Origin of the sequence: Skermanella pratensis (assembly GCF_008843145.1) — a bacterium.
Lineage (GTDB): Bacteria > Pseudomonadota > Alphaproteobacteria > Azospirillales > Azospirillaceae > Skermanella > Skermanella pratensis.
The window spans coordinates 5,668,923-5,682,775 of record NZ_CP030265.1 but is presented as its reverse complement, the minus strand read 5'-3'; the positions used below and the strand labels follow the sequence as shown (position 1 = coordinate 5,682,775).

Genomic DNA, 13,853 nt, shown 5'->3' with positions numbered 1-13,853 from the left:
TGAAAAAGGCCTTTGCTTCCTCCTTGCGGAGAGAGGCGAAGGCCTTTTTCATTTGCCAAGGGAGATCCACGGCTTTCCGGCACAGCAACACTCCCTTGTCGTCATGACCGGACTTGATTCGGTCATGACGACAAGAGAACGGGAATGCCGCCGGAAAAGCTTCTCCCGGTTGAACGGCGACAGCCGCGGATCAAGCCCGCGGATGATTGCTGTATCGGTCGTCAGGCCGTGGTCTGCTGCGGGGCGGTCTGGCGGCGGTAGAGGTCGGTGAAGTCGATCGGGTTGATCATCAGCGGCGGGTAGCCGCCGTCGCGGGTGGCGTCGGCGACGATCGCCCGGGCGAACGGGAACAGCAGGCGCGGACCCTCGATCAGCAGCACCGGCCGGATATGCTCGTCGGCGAGGCCCTGGAGGGTGAACAGGCCGGCATAGGACAGTTCGACCAGGAACGCGGTATTCTCGCCGACCTTGGCCTCGCAGCGCATCTCCAGGACGACCTCGTAAAGCGTCTCGCCGACCTGCTGGCTGCGAACGTCGACGCCGACCGAGACCTGGGGAGCCGGCTGGCCGGGCAGCAGGGTCTGAGGGGCGTTGGGATTCTCGAACGAGAAGTCCTTGACGTACTGGGCGTTGATGACGATCGGCAGGGCGGTGGGGCGGCTCTGGCCGGCGTCGGACTGGTCGGTCATGGTGATCTCCTGGTGAGCGCGTGAATTCGGCGCATGCGCGGATTATGTCGGTTCTGCGCGTCTGGTGCTGTGGCTAGCACGGAATCACGGGGCACGGCAATGAACGGGTGGCGTCAGGACGCGGTCCCGGGGAGACCCGGACGGGGCGCCCCGCGGGGGTTGAACTCGACGATGGCGCAGTTCGTCACCTCCTCCCCGGTCAGCGCGCGGATGAAGCCCCAGTGGCTGACGACGCCCACGTGCCGCTCGTCCTTCATCCCGGCGGCGATGGCGCGGAACTCGGCCGCGCGCATCATGACGCCCTCCTCGTTCTCCTCCTGGTCGGGCCACCAGATCTCCGGCACGTGGTCGAACGCCAGGTACGGCCACCGCTTCTCCAGCTCCGAGCGAGGCGTCCCGATGTCGCACATGAAATGGGCGTGCTCGCCCAGGATGGGCTGGACCTCGATCGGCAGTTCCAGCACCTCGGCGATGATCGAGGCGGTCTGGAGCGCCCGCGTATAGGGGCTGGCGAGCAGGCGTTTCAGGCCCCGGTCGGACAGCTGGGCCGCGGCGGCCACCGCCTGGGCGCGGCCGGTTTCGGTCAGGCCCGGATCGATCAGCCCGGGATCGACGCGTTCGATCGCGAAGGCTGCGTTGAACTCGGACTGTCCATGTCGGATCAGAAGCATGATGGGATGTCACCGGCCATGGGGAGGGCGCCACCGGCTATCGGGCGGGGGGCTATCGGGCGGGGGGCTGCCGGGCGGGGGAAGGTCGGTCTGGTCCGGGGGACCGGGCGTGACATCGGTGAACTCTCCCTCGATCACGCCGGGCGGCGGCCTGTTCGTCCTGCGGGCGAAGGGATCGTCGGGATTCACCTCCATTCCGTCGACGAACACGCGCATGCCGCCGCGCTTGCCCAGCAGGGCGATCAGGCGGCGGCGAAGAAAACCCCGGAAGGCCGGGATGAAAAGCAGGGCGCCGAGCGTATCAGTCACGAAGCCCGGTGTCAGCAGGAGCACTCCCGCCGCGACCAGGCAGAAACCGTCGAACACCTCGGCGACCGGCAGTTCGTTGCGGGCAAGGCTCTCCTGAGCCCGCCGAGCCACCGCGAAGCCTTGCACGCGCAGCAACGCCGCCCCGGCGAAAGCCGTCAGGAGGATCAGGGCAAGGGTCGGCCACAAGCCGATCAAGCCGCCCACCTGGATGAATACGGCGATTTCTATGATCGGAAGGATGATGAATGCGAGGAGGATGTACATGCGTGTCCTTGCTCTTTCCCCGGTAACGGCCTATCTACGAAAAGAGGCGTTTGTCGAAACCGGTACGGGGATTACCGGTACGGGGATTCGGCTGACACCGTACACATACGCTCTTCACGCGGTACAGTTAATACGCGCCCGGCTGACGGTCTAGGGCGAACCGACCAGGACATGTTCAATGGGCGAGGGGTTTTATTTCATCGATATCCTGATATTCGCCATGATCGCAGCCTTTCTCGTGTATCGGCTGCGCGGCGTTTTGGGCCGGCGTCACGGTGAGGAGCGCCAGCGACCCAACCCGTATACTCCGCGGCCAGGCCAGGAGGGTGGAGACAACGTCGTGACGTTGCCGGATCGCGGGCGCCTGCCCGTGGACCTTCCACCACCGGCTCCCGACGAGCCCTACTCGCTCGCGGCTGGCATCGCGCAGATCCAGGCCAACGATCCGACCTTCGACGAAAAGACCTTCGTCCAGGGCGCCCGTGGCGCGTTCGAGATGGTCGTCACCGCCTTCGCGCAGGGCGACACGCCGACGCTTCGGCCGTTGCTGAGCGACGACGTCTACGACAATTTCGCCGCCGCGATCCGCACCCGGCAGGCTGCCGGCGAGAGCCTGGAGACCCAAGTGATCGGCATCCGCGACTCGGACCTGATCGAGGCTCGGATGGAAGGCCGGACCGCCTTCGTCACGGTCAAGTTCGTCAGCGACCAGGTCAACATCACGCGCGACAAGGCGGGCAAGGTGATCGACGGCGATCCCGAGCAGCCGCTGGAGGTCGTGGATATCTGGACTTTCGCGCGCAACACCCGCTCGCGGAATCCGAACTGGACCCTGATCGAGACCCGCGTTCCGAACTGACGGGCCATGGGGCCGATTGGGTAGATGCTTTCCCGCTTCATGAAGACCACCGGCACCGCGCTCGCCGCGTTGCCGGCCGTCCTCCTGGCGTTCCTTCTCGCCGCCTGCGCGCCGGAGGCGCCCAAGGAGGCCGAAACCGTCCCGCCCAAGCTGACGCTGACCCCGGCGCGGTTCGAGGATCTGCCGGGCTGGCAGACCGATACCCAGGCCGATGCGCTCGACGCCTTCGCCAAGTCGTGCGGCAAGCTGGTGGTTCAGCCGGCCGACCGGGCCCTGGGTGCCGCGGGCAGGATCGCCGACTGGATCGCCCCCTGCGAGGCGCTGGCGCGGGTGCCGCGCGGCGACCATGGCGCCGCCCGGGCTTTCTTCGAGACCTGGTTCCTGCCCTATGCGGCGGCCGACAACGACAAGCCCGAGGGACTGTTCACCGGCTACTACGAGGCGGAACTGCGCGGCTCGGCCCTGGCGGGCGGGCGCTACTCGGTGCCGCTCTACCGAAAGCCCGACGACCTGGTGATGGTCGACCTGGGCGAGTTCCGCGACGCCATGAGGGGCGAGCGGATCGCCGGGCGCGTGGTCGACGGCAGGCTACGCCCCTATGAGGACCGCGCGAAGATCGAGGACGGCGCCTTGAGGGGCCGAGGCCTGGAGATGGTCTGGGTCGACGATCCGGTGGACGCCTTTTTCCTGCATATCCAGGGCTCCGGCCGGGTCGTGATGGAGGACGGCAGCGTCGTCCGGGTCGGCTACGACGGCCAGAACGGCCATCCCTACGTCGCGATCGGCCGCGAGCTGATCGCCCGCGGTGCGCTGACCCGTGAGACGGTGTCGATGCAGTCGATCCGGGACTGGCTGGATGCCCACCCGGCCGAGGCCGCCGACCTGATGAACCGGAATCCCTCCTTCGTCTTCTTCCGGCCGTTGACCGGCGAGGGTCCCGTGGGAGCCCAGGGCGTCGCCTTGACGCCGGGCCGCAGCCTGGCGGTCGACCGGTCCTTCGTGCCCTATGGCGTGCCGGTCTGGCTCGACGCCCAGGATCCGCTCGACGCCGCTGCGCGGGTCCGCCGCCTGATGGTTGCGCAGGACACCGGCGGCGCCATCCGGGGCGTCGTGCGCGGCGACGTGTTCTGGGGCCATGGACCCGAGGCCGAGCTGCGGGCCGGGAAGATGCGGAGTCCCGGCCGCTACCATCTGCTGATCCCGCGCGCGGTGGCGCCGGTCGGCTGAAGCGCCGGGCGATGGTGGTTGCCACGACTGGTAATACCAACTAATTACACGGCACATGGCACCAATCCGGCCTGGAGATCCAGCGCCGCGGGGACGGAAACAATGGACAGCGAGATAAAGACGCCCCGCGTGGGGCTTTTCGTTACTTGCCTGGTCGACCTGTTCCGGCCGACCGTGGGCTTCGCCGCGGTCAAGCTGCTGGAGGACGCCGGCTGCTCGGTGGAAGTGCCGGCCTCCCAGACCTGCTGCGGCCAGCCAGCCTACAATTCGGGCGCCCGGGCCGACACCAAGGAGATCGCCCGCGGCGTGATCGAGGCGTTCGAAGGTTTCGACCATGTGGTCGCACCCAGCGGGTCGTGCGCGGGCATGATCAAGGAGCATTACGGCGAGCTGTTCGCGGACGAGCCGGAATGGGCCCAGCGCGCCGCCCACCTGAAGCACCGAACCTATGAGCTGGTCTCGTTCCTGGTCGACGTCATGGGGCTGGACGCCGTCGACGCCCGTTATGCCGGCACCATCACGTATCACGACAGCTGCTCCGGCCTTCGTGAGCTGGGGGTGAAGCAGCAGCCGCGGGCGCTGCTGCGCTCGGTCGAGGGGCTGACGCTTGCGGAACTGCCGGGAGCGGAGGTCTGTTGCGGATTCGGCGGCACCTTCTGCATCAAGTACCCGGAAATCTCCAACAAGATGGTCGGCGAAAAGATCGCCGATATCCAGCGTACCGGGGCGGACACGCTGCTTGCCGGCGACATGGGCTGCCTGTTGAACATGGCGGGCAAGCTGAAGCGCGAGGGTGCCGCGATGAAGGTCCGGCACGTCGCGGAGGTGCTGGCCGGCATGACCGACGAAACGCCGCCAATCGGCGACACCCGCGCCCGCTGATGTGCGGTATATAGGTGACCCGGGACCAGGGAACTCCGGTCGAGTGTTGAGGAACGCCTGAGATGCAGAGCACGAGTCACGCCTTCAAGGACAATGCCCACGGCGCGCTGGCTGACGAACGCCTCCAGAGGGCGCTGGGCAAGATGAAGGTCGGGTTCCAGGACAAGCGGACGCGGGCGGTCGACCGCCTGCCGGAGTTCGACCAGCTGCGCGACCAGGCGCGCGACATCAAGAACCACGTGCTCGACCATCTCGACCTCTATCTCGAACGGTTCGAGGAAAAGGTCGCGGCCAACGGCGGTCACGTCCATTGGTGCCGCACGCCGGGCGAGGCGCGCGACACGATCCTGCGGATCTGCCGCTCGGTGGATGCCAAGGTCGTGACCAAGGGCAAGTCGATGATCGCGGAGGAGATCGAGCTCAACGACCATCTGGAGAAGAACGGCCTTGAGCCGGTCGAGACCGACCTGGGCGAGTACATCATCCAGCTCCGCAAGGAAGCGCCCAGCCATATCATCGCGCCGGCCGTCCACCTCAACAAGGAGGACGTGGCCGCGACCTTCATGAAGACACACACTGGCCTGGACCCGAACCGTTCCCTGGAGGAGCCGCGGGCGCTGGTCAACGAGGCGCGCCAGATGCTGCGCCAGAAGTTCCTGGCCGCCGACGTCGGCATCACCGGCGCCAATTTCCTGATAGCCGAGACCGGCTCCACCGTGATCGTGACCAACGAGGGCAACGGCGACCTGACGCAGACACTGCCCAAGGTGCATATCGTGCTGGCCAGCCTGGAGAAGGTCGTCCCGACGCTGGAGGACGCCTCGACCATCCTGCGCGTCCTGGCCCGCTCGGCGACCGGCCAGGAGTTCTCCTCCTACACGACTTTCTCGACCGGGCCGCGGCGGCCGGAAGACCTGGACGGGCCGGAGCAGTTCCACGTGGTGCTGCTGGACAACGGCCGCACGGGCATGCTGGGCACCGAGTTCCAGGACATGCTCCGCTGCATCCGCTGCGGCGCCTGCATGAACCACTGCCCCGTCTATGGCGCCGTGGGGGGCCACGCCTATGGCTGGGTCTATCCCGGGCCGATGGGGTCGGTCCTGACGCCCAGCCTGATCGGTGTGCAGGAGGCGGGGCACCTGCCGAACGCCTCGACCTTCTGCGGCAAGTGCGAGAGCGTCTGTCCCATGCGCATCCCCCTGCCCCGCATGATGCGGCACTGGCGCGAGCGCGAGTACCAGAACAAGATGGCGCCCCAGGCCTACCGGTACGGGCTGGGGCTGTGGGCCTGGTTCGCCAAGCGGCCGAAACTGTACCGGATAGGGGCCAACACGATGACCGGGATGCTGGGCTTGCTCGGTCGCCGCAAGGGCCGCTTCCGCTCGCTGCCGCTGGCCCGGGGCTGGACCGACTGGCGCGACATGCCGGCGCCCGAGGGCAGGACCTTCCAGCAGCTCTGGGCGCAGCGCCAAGCGGATCGGGGCCGGGGATCCGGCGGGAAGGCGGCCTGAACCATGTCGGAAGCCCGCACCCAGATCCTGACCAGCATCCGCCGCTCCCTGAAGCGCGACGGCGCCAGCCCGGAGATGGCCGCCGCCGTGGACGGCCGGCTGACGGAGCATCGGCGCAACCTGGTGCCCGACCGGACCAACCTGTCCGCGTCGGACAAGGTGGACCTGTTCGTCTCCATGGTGACCGAGGTGGCCGCGACGGTCGACCGCCTGCCGAACCTGTCGCGGGTTCCCCACGCGGTGGCCGATTACCTGGCGAGCCAGAACCTGCCGGCCGAGGTGAAGGTCGCCCCAGACCCGCGGCTCGACACCGTCCCGTGGAACAAGCGGCCGACCGTGACCGTGGACCGCGGCCGGGCGGCGGACCGCGACCTCACCAGCGTGACCGCCGCCTTCGCCGGCATCGCCGAGACCGGCACCCTGATGATGCTGTCGGGCCCCGAGCATCCGACCACGCTGAACATGATGCCGGACACCCATATCGTCGTGCTGCGGGCCGACCAGATCGTCGGCAGCTACGAGGACGGCTGGGATGCCCTGCGGCGGCGCGGGCGGGACATGCCCCGGACCGTCAACTTCATCACCGGACCATCCCGTACCGGCGACATCGAGCAGACCATCCAGCTCGGCGCGCACGGCCCGCGGCGCCTCCACATCCTGCTGATCGACGGCGCGGGCGTCTGAGGACGCGGGCGGCGGGCGACGTGGAGACGAAATGAACAGAATGCCCCCACGCCGCCGCCGCACCGTGACGTCCGACGAGCACAGCCTCTGGCGCATGGCGATGCGTGACACCGATCCCCTGCCCGGCCGCGAGATCCCCGATCCGCCGGCACCCTCCCCCGCGCTTCCGGCGCTGCCGGTCGAGATCTCCCCGGCCGTGCCGGACGGGTCGCCGGGACGCGGTGGCGGTCTCGCCGTTTCCGGCCACCGCAACCGGCTGCCCGCCCTGGACCCCGCATCGCCGCCCGGGCTGGACCGCCGGACCGACGACCGGATGCGCCGGGGCCGCCTCGGCATCGAGGGCCGGATCGACCTTCACGGCATGACCCAGTCCCAGGCCCACGCGGCGCTCAACTCGTTCATCCTGCGCGGCTGGCACGAACAGCGCCGCATGGTCCTGGTCATCACCGGCAAGGGATCGGCCGCAAAGGGCTCGGGCGGCCAGGGCGCCGGAATCCTGCGCCAGATCGTTCCGCGCTGGTTGAACGAATCGCCGCTCCGCCCGTTGGTGCTCGCCATCCAGCGCGCCCAGCCGAAGGACGGCGGCGACGGCGCGCTTTATGTCCTGCTGAAACGACGGCGTTGATTCGTGACTCCCTTCGGTGCCCATATCCGCGAGTTGCGCGCCCAGCGCGGCGTCACCCTGAAGCAGATGGCCGATGAGCTGGAAGTTTCGTCGGCCTATCTCTCCGCCCTGGAGCATGGCAAGCGCGGTCAGCCGTCGATCATGCTGGTCCGGCAGATCTGCGCCTATTTCCAGATCTTCTGGGACGAGGCCGAGGCGGTGGAACGGCTCGCGGAGATGAGCCACCCGCGCATCGTGGTCGATACGTCCGGCCTGACGCCGAAGGCGACCCTGGTCGCGAACCTGCTGGCCGACCGCATCCGGTCGCTTGACGAGGCGACCATAGACCGGCTTCTGGAAGTGCTGAACCGGTAGGTTCCCCATCGAAACGCTGCTCCGGAAGCGTCAGGCACCCGGACCGGCACCAATGGCATCATCACCCTGTTGAATCGGGTGACGAGGGAGGCATCGATGATCCGGTCCATAGTCATGCTGGCGTTGGCGGCGGCCGTGCTGGGAGGATGCGCCAATCCGCGGACGGAAGCGGCGGCTCGGGCAAACACGGCGCTGGTCGGAATGCCGAAGGAACTGCTTTATTCCTGCGCCGGGGTTCCCGACCGTACCCAGCAGGTCGGAGATACCGAGCGGCTGACCTATGTGCGGGGCATGACCTTCACGCAGGTCGAGACCGACTATGACGGTATCGGGATCGGCGGGCGGCGCTTCATCCGTCCGCGGACGACGGTGCACCGCCAGAACTTCCAGTGCGAGGCGACCTTCACCATACGGGACGGCACCGTCGAAAGCCTGGATTACAACCAGGGCCGCGACCTGGAGTCCTGCGGCACGATCGTGGAAACCTGCATGGCTGTGATCCCGACACCGCGCTGACTGGGGGGCTGACTGGGGCGCTGACTGGGGGGCTGATTGTGGAGATGCCGGGATCGGCGTGTTTCACGTGAAACGTCACGGCAGCAGGAGCGACGACCCCTTGGTGGCGCGGGCATGCAGTGCCCGGTGGGCTTCGGCCGCGTCGCGGAGCGGGAAAGTCTGGCGAACCTCTATCTTCACGTCGCCGCTATGGACCACGTCGAACAGGTCGGCCGCACAGGTCATCAGGTCGTCGCGTTTCGCCGTGTAGGAGAACAGCGTCGGCCGGGTGACATAGAGGGATCCCTTGGCCGCAAGGATGCCGAGATCGACCGGAGGCACCGCGCCCGAGGATTGCCCGAACAGGATCATGAGGCCCCGCGGGTGCAGGCAGTCCAGGCTGTTCATGAAGGTGTCCTTTCCGACCGAGTCATAGACCACCGGCACCCCCGCTCCGCCGGTGATCTCCTTCACCCGCTCGACGAAGTTCTCGCGGCTGTAGACGATCGGGTGCGTGCAACCGTTCTCCCGAGCCAGCTCCGCCTTCTCGTCGGATCCGACTGTCCCGATGACGGTGGCGCCCAGCTTGCGGGCCCACTGGCAGAGGATCAGGCCAACGCCGCCGGCCGCGGCATGGACCAGGATCGTTTCGCCCGGCTGGACCTTGTGGCAGGACCGCAGCAGGAACTGGGCGGTCATGCCCTGCAGCATCATCGCCGCCGCTTGGCGGTCGTCGATCCAGCTCGGCAGCGGGACCAGCTTGTCCGCCGGCATCAGGCGAACCTCGGCATAGGCTCCGATCGGGCCGCCCGCATAGGCGACGCGGTCGCCGGGCTGGAAGCTGGCGACCCCCTCGCCGACCGATTCGACCACGCCCGCCCCTTCCATGCCGGGGATGCAGGGAAGTTCGGGGACCGGGTAAAGACCGCTGCGGTGGTAGGTATCGATGAAGTTGAGCCCGATCGCCGACTGCCGCATCTTGACCTGTCCTGGTCCGGGGCCGCCGACTTCGACCTCCTCCCATTTCAGGACCTCGGGACCGCCGGCCTGATGAAAGCGGATGGCGTGAACCATTGTCTTCGGACTCCCTCTCGTTCTTGTCGTGCTTGTCGTGCCGCTTCTGGACGTGTCGCTTCCTGGTTTGCAGGGGCCGGCTCAGGCCGTCAGATGCTCTTTCAGGAAAGCGGCCGTGCGCTGGTTCGCCAGGTCGGCGGCCTGCTTGTCGTAATGGGCGCCGCCGACGCGGGCGAAGGCGTGGTCGCAGCCGGGATATGTGTGGACGGTGACGCAGGAGATCTTGGACAGCGCGTCGCGGATCTGCTGCTGGGCCGGGGCCGGGACGAACTGGTCCTTCTCGGCGATATGGGCGAGGTACGGCTTGGTGATGGCGCTCGCCTCGTCGAGGTTCTTCTCGATCCCGACGCCATAGTACGAGACCGAGCAGTCGGCGTTGGACCGGGTCGCCATGAGGTAGGCGAGCTTGCCGCCCAGGCAATATCCCAGCGTGCCGACCAGGCCGTTGCAGCCCTCGGTATCGCGCAGGACGCCCAGGGCCGCGATCAGGTCGTCCACGCCCTTGACCTCGCTGAAGCCCTTGTACAGCTCGAAGGCCTTGGCCCACTCCTCGTCGGTCTTGTCGGTGATCTGGATGCCGGGCTCCTGGCGCCAGAACAGATCGGGGCAAAGGGCGAGGTAGCCCTGAGCGGCCAGATCGTCGCAAATCTCCCGCATCACATGGTTGACGCCGAAAATCTCCTGGATCACCACGATGCCGGGTCCGGTGCCTCCGGCAGGCTTCGCGAGGTATCCGGTAAAGGTGCCGCCGTCGGCCGCGTTGATCGTAACGTCGGTCATTCCACCCTTCTCTTTCTTGAACTGTGCCGTGGATCATGGGTTCCGGCCCGAGGTATGACCTCGGGCCGCGCTGGCGACGACACGATATAGGCGCCGTGGCGCCTTGTCACGATACGGGTGTACTCAGGTCGGATCAGGTCACGATACGGGGGCGTGCATCAGAAGCGCCTCGTGGCCCAGCAGCCAGTCCTTGGTGGTCAGCCCGCCGAAGCCCGAATAGCCCCCCTTCCCCGCCCCGCCGACAACGCGATGGCAGGGGATCACGATCGGCAGGGGATTGCGGCCGCAGGCCCCGCCGACGGCCCGGGGGGCGGAATCGAGCTGGCGGGCGAGGTCGCCGTAGGTCGCGGTCCTGCCGCACGGGATCTCCACCATCGCCGCCCAGACCCGCTTCTGGAACAGGGTGCCGTGCGGGCGCATCGGCAGGTCGAAGACCGTGCGGTGCCCGTCGAAATATTGCCGGAGCTGGCGCGCCGCCTCGTCCAGCACGGCGTCGCGGTCGGCCGCGGTCTCGCCCGTGTCCCAGTCCAGCGCCGTCAGCGCGCCGTCCAGGCTGGTGAGGTTCAGGCGTCCCAGCGGGCTTTCGATGGTCAGGCGTCCCATGCCGTCACTTCCTCGTCAGGTTGATCTTGAGGTCGGCAGCGTCGGTGATCGGGGCGGAGCAGGTCATGTTCGCGCAGACATAGGCGGTCGCCTTGCCGGCCACCATGCCCTTGCCCTTCGCCGGGTGCCCGTCGGGCAGGCCGGTCTCCGGGGCCAGCAGGGTCATCACCACCGATGGAGACGAGGTCGCCCGGACCGTGTCGAGCAGGGCTTCGGTGTCGGCGGCTCCCCTGTTCCCCACCACCACGAGCTGGATCGCAGTATAGAGCAGTTCGGTGTTGTTGAGCAGCGTGGAAAGGGGGAAGAAGTTGCGGGTCAGCTCGCCGGAGAAGGCCTGGACCACCGCCTCGGCCCGCTGGTGATAGCTGTCGTCCCCGGTCATGTTGAACAGCCGGGCGAGCACGCCGACCATGGTGCCGTTGCCGGCGGGAACCGCGTTGTCGTGGGCGGTCTTGGTACGCACGATCAGGCGCTCGGCGTCGTCGGCGGTGAAGAAGTAGCCGCCGCTGTCCTGGTCCCAGTAGTGCCGGTCCAGCACCTCGACCCAGCCGCGGGTCCGGTCGAGATAACGCGGCTCCCCGGTCACCTCGTACAAGGCCAGCGCGCCGCGGGCCATATTGGCGTAGTCGTCGAGCGAGGCCGGGTTCTTCAGCTGTCCCCGGCGCCAGGTGTGGTACAGCCTGCAGTCCCGGACCATGGTTCCGGTCACGAAGTCGAACGCCGCGGCGGCGGCGGCGGTCCAGTCCGGCCGGCCGAACACGAAGCCGGACCGAGCGAGCGCCGCGATCATCAGCCCATTCCAATCGGCCAGCACCTTGTCGTCCCATCCGGGATGGATGCGGCGCTCGCGCGCCTGCCACAAAATGGCCCGCATCCGGGCAAGGCTCGCCTCGTGGTCCTCGTCGCCCAGCTCCGGCTTGGCGGTGCGGTTCAGGATGTTGGTGCCTTCCCAGTTGCCCTGGCGGGTGACGTCGTAGGCCGCCTTGAAGACCGCGGCGTCGGGGCCGAGGATGTCGTCGATCTCCCGTTCCGACCAGACGTAGAAACGCCCCTCCTCGCCTTCGCTGTCGGCGTCGAGCGTGCTGGCGAACCCGGCGACACGCCCGCCGCCGGCATCCTCCGCCAGCATCTCGCGCAGGACCCAGTCCACCGTCTCGGCGACGCGGATCTTGAACAGCGGCTCGCCTGTCTCCTGCCAGACCAGGGTCAGCAGATCGATGAGCTGGGCATTGTCGTAGAGCATCTTCTCGAAATGCGGGGCGAGCCAACGGTCGTCGGTGGAGTAGCGCGCGAAGCCGCCTCCGAGATGATCGTAGATGCCGCCCTGGCACATGCGGCCGAGCGTGTTGGTCACGGCGGTCTTGCAGGGTTCCCTGCCCGTCCGCTTCCAGGCGTGCCACAGCAGGGTGAACAGCGAGGTCTGGGGGAACTTGGGCGCCGACCCGATGCCCCCGTTGAAGGGATCCACCTCGCGGACCAGCCGGTCGGCCACCTGGTTGAAGACGCCCGGCGTGATCGAGCCGCCGGAATGGTTCTCCGCCAGCTTCTCCAGGCTGTCCTTCAGAGCCGTGACGTTGCGGGTCACCTTCTCCGGCTCTTCATGGTACGTCGCCGCCACCCCGCGCAGTACCTCCGGCAAACCGGGCCTGCCGTAGCGCGATGCTGGCGGGAAATAGGTCCCGCCCCAGAACGGCTCGCCCTGGGGCGTCAGGAACATGGTCAGGGGCCAGCCGCCGGACTGTCCGAGCAGCGCCAAGGCGGACTGGTAGATGGTGTCGAGATCGGGCCGTTCCTCCCGGTCCACCTTGATGTTGACGAACAGCTCGTTCATCAGCCCGGCGATCTCGGGATTCTCGAAGCTCTCATGGGCCATCACATGGCACCAGTGGCAGGCCGCGTAGCCGATCGACAGCAGGATCGGTTTTCCCTCTTTCCTCGCGCGGTCGAAGGCCTCATCTCCCCAGGGCATCCAGTGCACCGGATTATCCCTGTGCTGGAGCAGGTAGGGGCTGGTTTCATGGGCCAGCATGTTTGCGGACATGGTGCTCGCCTTTATCTGAGAGGGTTGCGGCATTGCGGCAAAGAACGGGTGCTGTCGTTGCGCTTGCACATCCTATCTGTATAGTGAAGCGCGCCGACGAGTGCGCTCAACCCCAATCTGCGTGGGGCTACCCCGGCGGGGGACGTGGCCCAAGAGGTTTCGAGCATGAAAATCACCGTCGACATCGATTGTACTCCCGAAGAAGCACGGCATTTCTTCGGTTTGCCGGATGTGAAGCCGATGCAGGATGCCCTGATGCAACAGATTCAGGACCGCATGAGTGCCAACCTGCAGGTCATGGAACCGGAAGCGATGCTGAAGACCTGGCTGCCTGCCGGCCTGCAGGGTTTCGAGCAGATGCAGAAGATCTTCTGGACCCAGATGAGCAACGCCATGGGCAAGGATGGAAAGAAGTGAGTGATCCGGAACTGATCTACAGCAGCCATGTCTTCTGCTGCACGAACCTGCGTCCCGAGGGTGCCAAGCGCGGTTCCTGCGCCGCGAAGGGGTCGGAGAAGCTTCGGAATTACATGAAGGCCCGCGCCAAGGAACTGGGTTTGGAGCCGAAGGTCCGGGTCAACTCGGCCGGCTGCCTGGAAAGGTGCGAACTGGGGCCTGCCCTGGTGATCTATCCCGAAGGCGTCTGGTATACCTTCACGTCCCAGGAAGACATCGACGAGATCCTGCAGACCCACGTGATCGATGGCAGGCGGGTCGAGCGGCTGATGCTGATGCCCGGCCAGACGGAGCCCCGGCCCGAGTCCCTCTCCGTCGCTCCCGCCTGA

The 13,853-nt window shown here is 67.2% G+C and carries 17 protein-coding genes; 10 read left to right on the top strand and 7 right to left on the bottom strand.

Annotated features, from left to right (window positions below; translation table 11 throughout):
- Positions 1-221 precede the first annotated feature (221 nt).
- The 3 genes from secB to DPR14_RS26130 all read right to left on the bottom strand — a co-directional run bounded on the left by secB (position 222) and on the right by DPR14_RS26130 (position 1,933).
- Entirely contained in the window at positions 222-689 is a 468-nt protein-coding gene (gene secB, locus DPR14_RS26140) for a protein-export chaperone SecB (RefSeq protein WP_158047756.1), read from the bottom strand.
- A 113-nt stretch (positions 690-802) separates the two neighbouring features.
- On the bottom strand, positions 803-1,360 hold the full coding sequence (locus DPR14_RS26135; RefSeq protein ID WP_158047755.1) for a histidine phosphatase family protein: 558 nt from the start codon (positions 1,358-1,360) through the stop codon (positions 803-805).
- Between the two features lie 9 nt (positions 1,361-1,369).
- Positions 1,370-1,933, bottom strand: coding sequence for an FxsA family protein (locus DPR14_RS26130; protein WP_158047754.1), 564 nt, complete (start codon positions 1,931-1,933; stop codon positions 1,370-1,372).
- Between the two features lie 178 nt (positions 1,934-2,111).
- On the opposite strand from DPR14_RS26130, the gene DPR14_RS26125 reads away from it, so the two are divergent.
- The 8 genes from DPR14_RS26125 (at position 2,112) to DPR14_RS26090 (ending at position 8,591) form a co-directional block, all read left to right on the top strand.
- On the top strand, positions 2,112-2,792 hold the full coding sequence (locus DPR14_RS26125; protein ID WP_158047753.1) for a Tim44/TimA family putative adaptor protein: 681 nt from the start codon (positions 2,112-2,114) through the stop codon (positions 2,790-2,792).
- A 24-nt stretch (positions 2,793-2,816) separates the two neighbouring features.
- A complete protein-coding gene (gene mltA / locus DPR14_RS26120; RefSeq protein WP_211103879.1) occupies positions 2,817-4,019 on the top strand; it encodes a murein transglycosylase A in 1,203 nt (400 codons plus the stop codon).
- A gap of 102 nt (positions 4,020-4,121) precedes the next feature.
- Positions 4,122-4,901 carry a (Fe-S)-binding protein gene (locus DPR14_RS26115; RefSeq protein WP_158047752.1) on the top strand — a complete coding sequence of 260 codons (780 nt, stop codon included), beginning with the start codon at positions 4,122-4,124 and terminating at the stop codon, positions 4,899-4,901.
- Positions 4,902-4,963: 62 nt separating this feature from the next.
- Positions 4,964-6,412 (top strand): LutB/LldF family L-lactate oxidation iron-sulfur protein, encoded by a 1,449-nt coding sequence (locus tag DPR14_RS26110; protein WP_158047751.1) that lies wholly within the window; start codon positions 4,964-4,966, stop codon positions 6,410-6,412.
- Between the two features lie 3 nt (positions 6,413-6,415).
- Entirely contained in the window at positions 6,416-7,096 is a 681-nt protein-coding gene (locus DPR14_RS26105; protein WP_158047750.1) for a LutC/YkgG family protein, read from the top strand.
- A gap of 40 nt (positions 7,097-7,136) precedes the next feature.
- Positions 7,137-7,721, top strand: a complete 585-nt coding sequence (locus DPR14_RS26100; RefSeq protein ID WP_246148618.1) for a Smr/MutS family protein — start codon at positions 7,137-7,139, stop codon at positions 7,719-7,721.
- Positions 7,722-7,724: 3 nt separating this feature from the next.
- Positions 7,725-8,075 (top strand): helix-turn-helix domain-containing protein, encoded by a 351-nt coding sequence (locus DPR14_RS26095; RefSeq protein ID WP_158047748.1) that lies wholly within the window; start codon positions 7,725-7,727, stop codon positions 8,073-8,075.
- Between the two features lie 96 nt (positions 8,076-8,171).
- On the top strand, positions 8,172-8,591 hold the full coding sequence (locus DPR14_RS26090; RefSeq protein WP_158047747.1) for a hypothetical protein: 420 nt from the start codon (positions 8,172-8,174) through the stop codon (positions 8,589-8,591).
- Between the two features lie 75 nt (positions 8,592-8,666).
- Here DPR14_RS26090 and DPR14_RS26085 read toward each other — a convergent pair whose 3' ends face one another.
- The 4 genes from DPR14_RS26085 to DPR14_RS26070 form a co-directional block, all read right to left on the bottom strand.
- On the bottom strand, positions 8,667-9,644 hold the full coding sequence (locus tag DPR14_RS26085; RefSeq protein WP_158047746.1) for a quinone oxidoreductase family protein: 978 nt from the start codon (positions 9,642-9,644) through the stop codon (positions 8,667-8,669).
- An 81-nt stretch (positions 9,645-9,725) separates the two neighbouring features.
- A complete protein-coding gene (locus tag DPR14_RS26080) occupies positions 9,726-10,424 on the bottom strand; it encodes a dienelactone hydrolase family protein (RefSeq protein WP_158047745.1) in 699 nt (232 codons plus the stop codon).
- Positions 10,425-10,562: 138 nt separating this feature from the next.
- On the bottom strand, positions 10,563-11,027 hold the full coding sequence (locus DPR14_RS26075) for a methylated-DNA--[protein]-cysteine S-methyltransferase (protein WP_158047744.1): 465 nt from the start codon (positions 11,025-11,027) through the stop codon (positions 10,563-10,565).
- A 4-nt stretch (positions 11,028-11,031) separates the two neighbouring features.
- Positions 11,032-13,068 (bottom strand): thioredoxin domain-containing protein, encoded by a 2,037-nt coding sequence (locus tag DPR14_RS26070; RefSeq protein WP_158047743.1) that lies wholly within the window; start codon positions 13,066-13,068, stop codon positions 11,032-11,034.
- A gap of 165 nt (positions 13,069-13,233) precedes the next feature.
- On the opposite strand from DPR14_RS26070, the gene DPR14_RS26065 reads away from it, so the two are divergent.
- On the top strand, positions 13,234-13,485 hold the full coding sequence (locus DPR14_RS26065; protein ID WP_158047742.1) for a DUF6489 family protein: 252 nt from the start codon (positions 13,234-13,236) through the stop codon (positions 13,483-13,485).
- Positions 13,482-13,853: a (2Fe-2S) ferredoxin domain-containing protein gene (locus tag DPR14_RS26060; protein ID WP_158047741.1), complete on the top strand. Its 372-nt coding sequence runs from the start codon at positions 13,482-13,484 to the stop codon at positions 13,851-13,853. The genes DPR14_RS26065 and DPR14_RS26060 overlap by 4 nt, the downstream gene beginning before the upstream one ends.

What these genes read in the sequence shown, in the direction of transcription:
- secB (WP_158047756.1), bottom strand. Translation starts at nt 689, where the DNA reads ATGACCGACCAGTCCGACGCCGGCCAGAGCCGCCCCACCGCCCTGCCG.
- DPR14_RS26135 (WP_158047755.1), bottom strand. Translation starts at nt 1,360, where the DNA reads ATGCTTCTGATCCGACATGGACAGTCCGAGTTCAACGCAGCCTTCGCG.
- DPR14_RS26130 (WP_158047754.1), bottom strand. Translation starts at nt 1,933, where the DNA reads ATGTACATCCTCCTCGCATTCATCATCCTTCCGATCATAGAAATCGCC.
- DPR14_RS26125 (WP_158047753.1), top strand. Translation starts at nt 2,112, where the DNA reads ATGGGCGAGGGGTTTTATTTCATCGATATCCTGATATTCGCCATGATC.
- mltA (WP_211103879.1), top strand. Translation starts at nt 2,817, where the DNA reads ATGCTTTCCCGCTTCATGAAGACCACCGGCACCGCGCTCGCCGCGTTG.
- DPR14_RS26115 (WP_158047752.1), top strand. Translation starts at nt 4,122, where the DNA reads ATGGACAGCGAGATAAAGACGCCCCGCGTGGGGCTTTTCGTTACTTGC.
- DPR14_RS26110 (WP_158047751.1), top strand. Translation starts at nt 4,964, where the DNA reads ATGCAGAGCACGAGTCACGCCTTCAAGGACAATGCCCACGGCGCGCTG.
- DPR14_RS26105 (WP_158047750.1), top strand. Translation starts at nt 6,416, where the DNA reads ATGTCGGAAGCCCGCACCCAGATCCTGACCAGCATCCGCCGCTCCCTG.
- DPR14_RS26100 (WP_246148618.1), top strand. Translation starts at nt 7,137, where the DNA reads ATGCCCCCACGCCGCCGCCGCACCGTGACGTCCGACGAGCACAGCCTC.
- DPR14_RS26090 (WP_158047747.1), top strand. Translation starts at nt 8,172, where the DNA reads ATGATCCGGTCCATAGTCATGCTGGCGTTGGCGGCGGCCGTGCTGGGA.
- DPR14_RS26085 (WP_158047746.1), bottom strand. Translation starts at nt 9,644, where the DNA reads ATGGTTCACGCCATCCGCTTTCATCAGGCCGGCGGTCCCGAGGTCCTG.
- DPR14_RS26080 (WP_158047745.1), bottom strand. Translation starts at nt 10,424, where the DNA reads ATGACCGACGTTACGATCAACGCGGCCGACGGCGGCACCTTTACCGGA.
- DPR14_RS26075 (WP_158047744.1), bottom strand. Translation starts at nt 11,027, where the DNA reads ATGGGACGCCTGACCATCGAAAGCCCGCTGGGACGCCTGAACCTCACC.
- DPR14_RS26070 (WP_158047743.1), bottom strand. Translation starts at nt 13,068, where the DNA reads ATGTCCGCAAACATGCTGGCCCATGAAACCAGCCCCTACCTGCTCCAG.
- DPR14_RS26065 (WP_158047742.1), top strand. Translation starts at nt 13,234, where the DNA reads ATGAAAATCACCGTCGACATCGATTGTACTCCCGAAGAAGCACGGCAT.